Annotated in this window: 9 protein-coding genes; 6 read left to right on the top strand and 3 right to left on the bottom strand. The window is 41.1% G+C overall.

Annotation, left to right across the window (positions count from 1 at the left end; all coding sequences use genetic code 11):
• The 4 genes from ODU46_RS01970 to ODU46_RS01955 form a co-directional block, all read left to right on the top strand.
• Window positions 1–811: SGNH/GDSL hydrolase family protein (locus ODU46_RS01970; protein ID WP_398579161.1), on the top strand; the 811-nt coding region annotated here is incomplete at its 5' end.
• Window positions 783–1379, top strand: coding sequence for a YpmS family protein (locus ODU46_RS01965; protein ID WP_105184164.1), 597 nt, complete (start codon window positions 783–785; stop codon window positions 1377–1379). The genes ODU46_RS01970 and ODU46_RS01965, both read left to right, overlap by 29 nt.
• Before the next feature lie 89 nt (window positions 1380–1468).
• The gene (locus ODU46_RS01960; RefSeq protein WP_024385016.1) at window positions 1469–1744 is read left to right on the top strand and encodes an HU family DNA-binding protein; all 276 of its coding nucleotides are present in this window, start codon (window positions 1469–1471) and stop codon (window positions 1742–1744) included.
• Window positions 1745–2408: 664 nt separating this feature from the next.
• A complete protein-coding gene (locus tag ODU46_RS01955) occupies window positions 2409–2876 on the top strand; it encodes a GNAT family N-acetyltransferase (RefSeq protein WP_395381866.1) in 468 nt (155 codons plus the stop codon).
• 20 nt (window positions 2877–2896) lie between these two features.
• On the opposite strand, the gene ODU46_RS01950 is transcribed toward ODU46_RS01955, so the two are convergent.
• The 3 genes from ODU46_RS01950 to ODU46_RS01940 all read right to left on the bottom strand — a co-directional run bounded on the left by ODU46_RS01950 (window position 2897) and on the right by ODU46_RS01940 (window position 6747).
• Entirely contained in the window at window positions 2897–4156 is a 1260-nt protein-coding gene (locus ODU46_RS01950) for a hydroxymethylglutaryl-CoA reductase, degradative (protein WP_398579160.1), read from the bottom strand.
• A gap of 208 nt (window positions 4157–4364) precedes the next feature.
• The gene (locus ODU46_RS01945; RefSeq protein ID WP_398579159.1) at window positions 4365–5534 is read right to left on the bottom strand and encodes a hydroxymethylglutaryl-CoA synthase; all 1170 of its coding nucleotides are present in this window, start codon (window positions 5532–5534) and stop codon (window positions 4365–4367) included.
• 28 nt (window positions 5535–5562) lie between these two features.
• Window positions 5563–6747, bottom strand: coding sequence for an acetyl-CoA C-acetyltransferase (locus ODU46_RS01940; protein ID WP_398579158.1), 1185 nt, complete (start codon window positions 6745–6747; stop codon window positions 5563–5565).
• A 225-nt stretch (window positions 6748–6972) separates the two neighbouring features.
• Between ODU46_RS01940 and ODU46_RS01935 the strand changes: the two genes are divergently transcribed.
• Both ODU46_RS01935 and ODU46_RS01930 read left to right on the top strand, forming a co-directional pair.
• Window positions 6973–7665, top strand: coding sequence for a phosphoglycerate mutase (locus tag ODU46_RS01935; protein WP_024378952.1), 693 nt, complete (start codon window positions 6973–6975; stop codon window positions 7663–7665).
• A gap of 105 nt (window positions 7666–7770) precedes the next feature.
• Window positions 7771–8154 carry a VOC family protein gene (locus tag ODU46_RS01930; protein ID WP_395381871.1) on the top strand — a complete coding sequence of 128 codons (384 nt, stop codon included), beginning with the start codon at window positions 7771–7773 and terminating at the stop codon, window positions 8152–8154.
• Window positions 8155–8418: the final 264 nt, after the last annotated feature.

Raw genomic sequence — 8418 nt, 5'->3', positions numbered from 1 at the left:
AGGCTTTGTTTTCTTTTTTCTGGCAATTCTAGGGTCGATTTTTCTATTTCATCAACTTATTCCTGTTGCTTCATCTCGTATCTCCAGACAAGAGCTTACCGTATCAGAAAAAATCGGTTTTCGATATGTGGCACTTGGTGATTCTTTGACAGAAGGTGTTGGAGATACAACTGGACAGGGGGGATTTGTTCCCTTGTTGGCTCAATCTCTAACTAACGATTATGGTTATGAAGTAGATTATAAAAATTTCGGAGTTTCTGGGAATACCAGTAATCAGATTCTTAAGCGAATGAAGGAAGATGGAGAGCTGATAAGCTACTTAAAAACAGCAGATCTGTTAACTCTGACAGTTGGTGGCAACGATTTGCGCAAGGCTATTATTAAAAACATTGCCAATCTCAAAGTTTCAACTTTTGATAAGCCCGCAAAAGATTACGGAAAACGATTGGATACAATTATTAAGACAGCGCGTAAGAATAATCCAAATCTTCCCATCTATGTTGTCGGGATTTACAATCCACTCTACCTCAATTTTCCTGAATTGACAGAAATGCAGACAATTGTTGATAATTGGAATACTATGACAGAACAGATAACTGAAAAATATCAACATGTCTACTTTGTTCCAATCAATGATTTGCTCTATAAAGGATTGGAAGGGGAGGCTGGTATTAGTCAAAATGGTAGCCAAGTTACCAATAATTTACTGTATGAGGAAGACAGTTTCCATCCCAATAATACTGGATATGAGATTATGAAAAAAGCGATATTGGAGAGAATGAATGAGACCACGGAAAGCTGGGAACCTTAATATTTGGAAATGGCTATTTTTAGCCCAGTTGGCTTTGTTGATTGGTTGCGGAATAGTCCTCTATACACGGATTCAAACAGATAGAGAGGATTTAACAAAGCTCGTTCAGACTAGTACAGAAGATACCAAGGTTGGGACCTTCTCCACTAATAGGGAACAGCTCAACCAAACCCTCACTAACTATCTAAAAGATTATCAGACGGAAGAGTTTTCCTATCAATTATTCGTAACGAGTCAGCAAGTTGTTTTTGAAGGCAGCTATCAGATTTTTGGTGTGACTATCCCACTCTATATTTATTTTCAACCTAGCAAAATGGAAGATGGCAGTATTTTGTTACGGATAATAGAAATATCAGCTGGAAGTTTATCCTTGCCGAAAGCAGAGGTATTAGCCTATTTACAAAAAAATTATAAACTACCTGCCTTTGTAAAAATAGACTCAGAACAAGCGCAAGTACAGGTTCAACTGACAGAACTGAATAACAAATTTGGTCTGTATGGAAAGGCGAATACGATTGATTTGTACAACGACCAATTCATTGTTGATATCTACAGAAAAAGACAGTAAAATAGCATTAAAAACTTGACCAAACGCCTAAAATTCGGTACTATATAGAAGTGAGTAATAACTCAGAAAATTATTGGAGGACTTAGCAAATGGCTAATAAACAAGATTTGATTGCAAAAGTTGCAGAAGCAACTTCATTGACTAAAAAAGACTCAGCAGCAGCTGTTGATGCAGTATTCGGAGCAGTAGCAGACTACCTTGCAGCTGGTGAAAAAGTACAATTGATCGGTTTCGGTAACTTTGAAGTTCGTGAGCGTTCAGCACGTAAAGGTCGCAACCCACAAACTGGTAAAGAAATCGAAATCGCAGCTTCAAAAGTTCCAGCATTCAAAGCTGGTAAAGCTCTTAAAGACGCTGTAAAATAATAAAAAGGTCCAGTGGACCTTTTTATCTTTTGCTTGAAAACGGGAGAGCAAAACTGGGGATAGACTGTTTTATCCCTCGCCTAGAAATAAAAGAGCGAGGAATAACGTGAAAAAGCCTATTGTATCAACGTTTCTACGTTGTGCAGTAGGCTTTTTTCTGTGTTTTGGGGCTCCCAGAGTCAGGGAAGTGACTCTGGGAGGTTGGAAATGAAGCAAAAGCATTTTGCGTCAAAGAGTCAGGGAAGTGACTCTGGGAGGTTGGAAATGAAGCAAAAACATTTTGCGTCAAAGAGGGAGAAGCTTTATACCCAATGAAAATCAAAAGTAGCCTAGGAAACGAAGCCGAAGATAGAACTCTGTTACTTTCTTATTTCAAGGTAACAGGCTGAAAACCTCCACTGGAGCTTTTCACTCATCAAGGCTCTTGACAACGGATAATTTTGATTTTCGAAGAGTATTAGTAGTTTTCTACAGTACACATTCTCGTTTTAAGACAACAAAAAAACCAGCCTTGGCCAGCTGATTTTTTAGGAGATTTATGAAAAATTTTAGGATACACTTATAGTATACTCGAATTTTCAGATTCTTCATCGGTCTGTAGACCTATTTTGTTAAAAAATAAACATGTGTTATAATAGAAAAAATAAAAAAGGGAAGATTTTTTATGACAATCCGTAAAGCTAGACAATCTGATATTCCAGTTTTAAATGAATTGCTTCAAGATATTTTACAGGTGCATCACCAGGCACGACCAGATATTTTTAAAAGTGCAGGTCAAAAATTTTCTGAGGCTGAATTAGTAGCACTTTTGGAAAATCCAGATAAGCCTATTTTTGTCTTTGAGCTAGAGGGACAAGTGGTTGGGCATCTTTTTTGTGAGTTTAGGACTACAAGCGGTGATGTTTTAGAAACAATCAAGACCTTATTTATTGATGATTTGTGTGTAGCCAGCTCTGTCCGTGGTCAAAAAATTGGCGAGCAACTTTATGAATTTGCTCTTTCCTATGCCAAGGAGCAGGGTTGCCATAATCTTACCTTGGATGTATGGGCTGACAATGCAGGAGCTGTCCGTTTTTATGAACGCCAAGGAATGAAACCGCAAAAGTTCCGTATGGAGCAAATAATAAATTAAAAAAGAGGGAGTCCCTTTTTTTAATGTTCTCTCATTTTTGCTAATAAGTTTTGAGCAGTTTCTAGGTTGCTGTGCTTTTCTTTTCGCAGGAGTTGGGCTAGTTGGTCTACTTCATGCTCCTCGGCACCAGCAAGTAGCGCTAGGGATTTTGCTTGGAGCTTCATATGACCAGCCTGAATCCCTGAAGTAACAAGAGCACGCAGGGCAGCAAAGTTCTGACAGAGACCGATAGAAGCGATGATAGAAGCTAATTGGCGTGCCTTTGGTTGTTTGAGAAGGTCAAAAGCGACGGCTACCTTTGGATTGAGCCCAATAGAGCCACCGACGGAGGCGATCGGAAGAGGTAGGGTGATGGAGCCGACCAAGTGCTCGCCATCAATGGACCAAGTAGAAAGCCCCTTGTATTGCCCATCACGGCTGGCATAAGCATGAGCCCCGGCTTCGACTGCCCGCCAGTCATTTCCTGTAGCGATAACGACAGCATCTATACCATTAAAAATCCCTTTGTTATGTGTCGCAGCACGATAAGGGTCCACTTGCGCCAGTTTGCTTGCCAGGGCTATTTTTTGAGCAGTTTCTTGAGCAATGGCAGAGCTGGTAGCCAGACTAGAGATGGCAATATGGCATTGGGCGGTGACCAGTGACTCCGTTGCATAGTTGGAGAGGATTCCCATCAAAGCCTGTCCCTTGCTGAGCTCTTCTAAGTCATCCTTAACAGCTTCTAACATGTTATTGAGGATATTGGCTCCCATGGCTTCTTGTACATCAACTTGAAGATAGACAATCAAAAACTCATCCTTACTCTCAACAGTCAATTCTCTTGCACCGCCCCCTCGTTTGACAATGGAAGGGTGTGCTTGATTGGCAGTTTCTAAAATACTCTCCTTCTGGTCAAGAATCGCCTGTGTCGCTCTGCTATGGTCCGAAATATCGTAGAGAGCAACTTGTCCAATCATGATACGGTTATGAATAGTCGTTGTAAAACCGCCAGATTTAGCGATAATTTTGGCTCCGAAAGACGCAGCTGCAACCACAGAGGGTTCTTCAGTAACCATCGGTACAGAATAAGTTTGTCCATCCACTAGAAGTTCTGGAAGTACAGAAAAAGGTAAGGAAAACGTTCCTAGATGATTTTCTGCCATCTTTCCCGCAATTGCTTCTGGCAGGTTTTTGTCTTTGTATAGAATGTCTAAGCTATCTTCCGATAGGGAACGATTCTGACGGAGAATATCAATGCGCTCTTGGCGTGATTTTTTATAAAATCCGGAAAAAGTTGACATAGGTTCCTCTTTCTATAGGAAAGCGCCCCTTGGTGAGAGCCAAAGGGCGCCGTTTTGGCTTTTATAGTCATTTGAATTAGCTTTGATACATCGTCACTTTCGGCTTGCCGTACTCTACGAAAGTGACTTGTTTCTCAAGTCTTATTTCCAACCTAGAACAGCCTTTAGGCTGTTCTAGCTACCTGCACCTCAGTTCCTTGTCTGAAAGCTAATTCATTCGACTATATTTACGATAGATACGTTTGTGATTGTCCACTTTGATAAGGGCAAAGGGAGTTTGGTCTTCTGGTAGGTCAAGGGATGAACCAGTTTCATCAAGGGTAATCTCTTCAAAGAAGACTTGTTCGTATTCCTTAACGCTGAGTTTTGTACGCTGATTGAGTTGTTCTAAACGATTTTCTTGTAAGTGGTCGCGATAACCTTCAACGAGTTGACCGCTGAAAATTTCACAGACAGCACCGCTACCATAGCTATAAAAGAGGATTTGATCCCCTGTCTCTAAAGCTCTGCTATTTTCCAGAAGGGAAAGGAGGGAGAGGAAGATAGAACCAGTGTAGATGTTGCCGACAACCTTATTGTATACGATTGCTTCTTGGAAACGCTCTGTCAAACGTTCCAATGTTTCTGCGTCCTGAGTGATAGCCTGCAATCCTTTAAGGCCTTGCTTGGAGAAAGGAATGTGTAAGCACATGGCAGCAAAATCGTTGAGGGTTTTGCCTGTTTTTTGTTGATAGTAGTCGAAAGTTGTCGTCAAGCAATCGGTGTACTGTTCAGTTGAAAATTTACCATCAACACGTGGATATTTGTCGTAGTTAGGACGCCAGAAGTCGTAGATGTCACGTGTCTGGCAGACATTATCATTGTTGAGGACCAAAATTCGTGGGTTTGCGGTTACCAACATGGCAACTGCACCAGCACCTTGGGTAGGTTCACCGCCAGAAGCGACTCCATACTTTGCAATATCACTAGCAATGACTAGGACTTTTGATTCTGGGAATTGAGCGATATGGCTTTTGGCAAGACTTAGTCCAGCCGTTGCACCGTAACAAGCCTCCTTCATCTCGATGGAGCGAGCGAAGGGCTGAATATCGAGTAATCCATGAATGGTGACGGCAGCTGCCTTACTTTGATCTACGCTAGATTCTGTACCGACAATAACCATGTCAATAGTTTGTTTATCTTCTTCTGTCAGAATGGCTTCAGCAGCCTTTGCCCCAAGACTGATAATATCTTGAGTTACAGGAGCTACAGCCATTTCAGACTGAAGAAGACCAATCTTAAATTTATTTGGGTCCACATTGCGGGCTTGGGCTAAATCAGCCAAATCTAAAACATAATCGGGTGCCGCAAATCCGATTTTATCAATACCGATGTTCATAATATATCCTTTGTGTACAAATGATAGGTTAACTTGTTTGCGCATTGGAAACGATTAGGGAGATGCCCTGACCGCCTCCGATACAAAGTGAGCAAAGACCAAGCTCTTTTTCTTGCTTGATTAATTCGTGAATCAGAGTGACTAGGATTCGACTACCACTAGCTCCGATTGGATGTCCAAGGGCGATAGCACCACCATTGACATTGACTTTTGCAGTATTAATGCCGAGTTGTTTGACAACTGGAATTGATTGGGCTGCGAAAGCTTCGTTGAGTTCAAATAAATCAATATCTTCGACGGATTTGCCGATTTTTTCAAGGGCTTTTTGACTAGCTGTTATAGGACCTAACCCCATATAGGCAGGATCTAAACCGCTTGTTGCATAGGCCTCAATATAGGCGAGTGGCTGGATATTTAGCTCACTGGCTTTTTCATCAGACATGAGTACCAAGACAGCACAGCCGTCGTTGATGCCAGAAGCATTGGCTGCGGTGACGGTTCCATCTTTTTTGAAAGCTGGACGGAGTATTGCCAATTTTTCAATTGGTGTCAGACGAGGATACTCATCTGTGGCAAAAATAGTTTCGCCTTTTCGGTTTTTTAGTCTAATAGGAACAATTTCGTCAACAAATCTTCCCTCAGCAATAGCTTTTGCAGCCTTCTCTTGGCTACTGTATGCAAAAGCATCTTGCTCTGCGCGACTGACTTGATAGCGTTCAGCAACATTTTCTGCAGTAATGCCCATGTGATAGTCGTTGAAGGCATCTGTCAAACCGTCTGTTAACATGGAATCTTCCAGACTAATATGCCCTAATTTACTACCAAACCGGCTAGTTTTGGATAGATAAGGTGCCTGGCTCATGATTTCAATGCCTCCAGCCACAACTACATCATTGTCACCGAGAAGGATTGATTGTGTGGCAAGAAGGACTGATTTGAGACCAGAACCACAGACTTTATTGACTGCATAGGCAGAGGCTGTCTGAGGAATGCCTGCACGAATAGCAATTTGACGTGCAATATTTTGTCCTTGTCCTGCTGATAGAACATTTCCGAAGATAACTTCATCAACGCTGTCTGCAGGGATGTTTTTATTAGCTAAGGCTGTTTCGAGGACTTGCGCCCCTAAATCAGCGATTTCAATATCTTTCAGACTACCTCCGAAACTGCCGATGGCAGAACGATAGGCAGACACGATAGCTACTTTTTTCATGATAACTCCTATAGTGGTATCGTTTTGAACTGTCGTGTTCAGCCTTACTATTATACCATTATTTTGTCTTTTTTCTAAGAAGAAAGATAGGTCTAGAGACTGAATTTACATGAAAGAGTAATGAAAGCGTACACAGATTGTGGAAAGGCTGGCATTTTTTTACCTTTTCGTGTAAAATAGAGAAGTATAAGAGGGGAACCTCAAAATTTAAAGGAGAATCCATAAATGGTAAAATTGGTTTTTGCTCGCCATGGTGAGTCTGAATGGAACAAAGCTAACCTTTTCACTGGTTGGGCTGATGTTGATTTGTCTGAAAAAGGTACACAACAAGCAATCGATGCAGGTAAATTGATCAAAGAAGCAGGTATCGAATTTGACCTTGCTTTCACATCTGTATTGAAACGTGCTATCAAGACTACAAACTTGGCTCTTGAAGCTGCAGATCAATTGTGGGTACCAGTTGAAAAATCATGGCGTTTGAACGAACGTCACTACGGTGGTTTGACTGGCTTGAACAAAGCTGAAGCAGCTGCTGAATTTGGTGATGAGCAAGTTCACATCTGGCGTCGTTCTTATGATACTTTGCCACCAGAAATGGCTAAAGATCATGAGTATTCAGCACACACTGACCGTCGCTATGCACACCTTGATGATTCAGTTATTCCAGATGCAGAAAATTTGAAAGTAACGCTTGAGCGTGCCCTTCCATTCTGGGAAGATAAAATTGCTCCAGCATTGAAAGACGGTAAAAACGTATTCGTAGGTGCACACGGTAACTCAATCCGTGCCCTTGTAAAACACATCAAACAATTGTCTGATGACGAAATCATGGATGTGGAAATTCCAAACTTCCCACCACTTGTATTCGAATTGGATGAAAACTTGAACATTGTGAAAGAGTACTACTTGGAAGCATAATTCATTTAAGGCCTGAGTTCGCTCAGGCTTTTTTAGTTTTGAATATCGGATTTTTCATAGAGAGTATGGTATACTGGTGGTATTAAAAGGTAGGAGGAGTTTATTATGGCAAGTAAAAAAATGCTACATGCATGTTTGCGTGTTGAGAACTTAGAAGCATCTCAAAAATTTTATGAAGAAGCATTTGGATTTAAGGAAACCCGTCGCAAGGACTATCCAGAGCACAAGTTTACTTTGGTTTACTTAGCACTTGAAGGGGATGACTTTGAGATTGAATTGACCTACAATTATGATCATGGTCCCTATATCGTAGGGGATGGCTTCTCGCATCTAGCTCTTTCTTCGGATGACTTAGAAGGGGACAATGCGAAACATAAAGAATTGGGCTATCTAACGACAGACATCAAGGGCTTGCCAGGAAGTCCAGGTCGTTATTATTTTGTGACAGATCCAGATGGCTACCGTGTGGAAGTCATTCGTGCAGATTAATTTAGAAAAGATTGCCTAGGCAGTCTTTTTCTTTTCAAAAAAATCAGAAAATGGCAGAAGAGAGGGGATTAGGAAGTAAATCAATTATTTATACTCAATGAAAATCAAAAGTAGCCTAGGAAACGAAGCCGAAGATAGAACTCTGTTACTTTCTTATTTCAAGGTAACAGGCTGAAAACCTCCACTGGAGCTTTTCACTCATCAAGGCTCTTGACAACGGATAATTTTGATTTTCGAAGAGTATTACCTAATCTTTTTATGAGT

The sequence above is a fragment of the Streptococcus sp. 2020WUSS089 genome (genome assembly GCF_044427405.1).
GTDB classification, from domain to species: domain Bacteria; phylum Bacillota; class Bacilli; order Lactobacillales; family Streptococcaceae; genus Streptococcus; species Streptococcus hashimotonensis.
Note: the sequence above shows the minus strand (reverse complement) of the source record. Positions and strands in the feature narration are given on the sequence as shown.